The 1,888-nt window shown below is 69.1% G+C and carries 3 protein-coding genes; all 3 read left to right on the top strand.

Annotated features, from left to right (window positions below):
* Nucleotides 1-359 precede the first annotated feature (359 nt).
* Complete coding sequence (gene infC / locus FOE67_RS24355) at nucleotides 360-974, top strand: translation initiation factor IF-3 (RefSeq protein ID WP_182666983.1); 615 nt, start codon at nucleotides 360-362, stop codon at nucleotides 972-974.
* Between the two features lie 106 nt (nucleotides 975-1,080).
* On the top strand, nucleotides 1,081-1,275 hold the full coding sequence (gene rpmI / locus FOE67_RS24350) for a 50S ribosomal protein L35 (RefSeq protein WP_143618415.1): 195 nt from the start codon (nucleotides 1,081-1,083) through the stop codon (nucleotides 1,273-1,275).
* A gap of 111 nt (nucleotides 1,276-1,386) precedes the next feature.
* Entirely contained in the window at nucleotides 1,387-1,770 is a 384-nt protein-coding gene (gene rplT, locus FOE67_RS24345; RefSeq protein ID WP_182666982.1) for a 50S ribosomal protein L20, read from the top strand.
* The last annotated feature ends 118 nt before the right edge of the window (nucleotides 1,771-1,888 follow it).

Raw genomic sequence — 1,888 nt, 5'->3', positions numbered from 1 at the left:
GGGAACCGCCCGGGGGGGGGGCGGATGCACGGCCCGGTGCATGCACGGATCGGTGTATGCACGGATTGGTGTATGCACGGATTGGTGTACTCTTGGACACGACCGATTGGTGACCGGTACGCCCCCGGATGTGCTCCGGAGGCGCGTCGAGGTCGCCGATCCACAAGTGGAGGCTCCGTCTCCCACCTGACATCGACCCCCGGTCGGCAGGTCTGAAGGTCTTGTCGCGCCCCGTGGCCAGCCACGGCGGTGCTCCGGTCTTCGAGGAGCTTCCGCCTGTGCCCGCCCGGGGCGTTCGCGTGTCCGTGGCGGAGGGCGCACCCCATCATGTTCGAGGCACTGCCGTCCGCCAGGCGGCTGTGCGGCGCAACCGAGGAGGCCCCATCAGCGCCGAGCCCCGCATCAACGACCGGATTCGCGTCCCCGAGGTGCGACTCGTCGGTCCCAGTGGCGAGCAGGTCGGCATCGTGCCGCTTGCCAAGGCCCTGGAGCTTGCCCAGGAGTACGACCTGGATCTCGTCGAGGTCGCGGCCAACGCCCGACCCCCCGTGTGCAAGCTCATGGACTACGGGAAGTTCAAGTACGAGTCGGCCATGAAGGCCCGTGAGGCGCGCAAGAACCAGGCGCACACGGTCATCAAGGAGATGAAGCTCCGGCCGAAGATCGACCCGCACGACTACGACACCAAGAAGGGTCACGTCGTCCGGTTCCTCAAGCAGGGTGACAAGGTCAAGATCACGATCATGTTCCGGGGACGCGAGCAGTCCCGGCCCGAACTGGGCTACCGCCTGCTCCAGCGTCTGGCCGAGGATGTCCAGGAACTGGGCTTCGTCGAGTCCAACCCCAAGCAGGACGGCCGCAACATGATCATGGTTCTCGGTCCGCACAAGAAGAAGACCGAGGCCATGGCCGAAGCCCGGCAGGCGCAGGCCGCCCGCAAGGCGGAGCGCCAGCAGGGGGAGTCCCGCAGCTGAGGGGCCGTGCGGCACCCCGCTCGGACAGCAAGCGAAAGTCGGCACCCTCCGGAACGACCCCCGGGTCGAACCGGAGGCGTGCCATGGACGAGGAGAGAACGGCGACATGCCGAAGAACAAGACGCACAGCGGTGCCGGTAAGCGCTTCAAGATCACCGGCTCCGGCAAGGTGATGCGCCAGCGCGCCGGCCGCCGTCACTACCTGGAGCACAAGCCGTCCACCCTGACCCGCCGTCTGGCCGGCACCACGGAGACCGCTCCGGCCGACGCCAAGCGGATCAAGAAGCTGCTCGGCAAGTGACCGCCTCCCGCCCGACCGGACACCGGTGACCGGGCGGGGCGACGACAACCGGGTCCTCATCCGTTCCCGGGCCGTGCGCACGTCCACGGCCCCCCTACAAGGAGTTCACCAGTGGCACGCGTGAAGCGGGCGCTCAACGCCCACAAGAAGCGTCGGGCGATCCTCGAGCAGGCCAGCGGTTACCGCGGTCAGCGGTCCCGCCTGTACCGCAAGGCGAAGGAGCAGGTCACCCACTCCCTCGTCTACAACTACAACGACCGCAAGAAGCGCAAGGGCGACTTCCGGCAGCTGTGGATCCAGCGGATCAACGCCGCCGCCCGCGCCAACGGCATGACCTACAACCGCTTCATCCAGGGCCTGAAGGCCGCCGAGGTGGAGATCGACCGCAAGATGCTCGCCGAGCTCGCGGTCAACGACCCCAACGCCTTCGGCACCCTCGTCGAGGTGGCCCGCGGCGCGCTGCCGGCCGACGTGAACGCCCCGAAGGCCGCCTGAGCACCGGGATCGTCCACCCCGCCCCCGCGCCGGGGCATCCGCCGGACCCGCGGGCCCTGCCCGCGGGTCCGGCGTGTGTCCGGCCCCCGCCGGTCCCCCCGGTTTCCCCGTCCGGTGG

Source organism: Streptomyces calidiresistens (genome assembly GCF_014141525.1).
Lineage (GTDB): Bacteria > Actinomycetota > Actinomycetes > Streptomycetales > Streptomycetaceae > Streptomyces > Streptomyces calidiresistens.
This window is presented reverse-complemented; position numbering and strand designations above follow the sequence as displayed.

Bases quoted from the DNA above. Each gene is read 5' to 3' on its own strand.
- rpmI (WP_143618415.1), top strand. From the start codon at position 1,081: ATGCCGAAGAACAAGACGCACAGCGGTGCCGGTAAGCGCTTCAAGATC.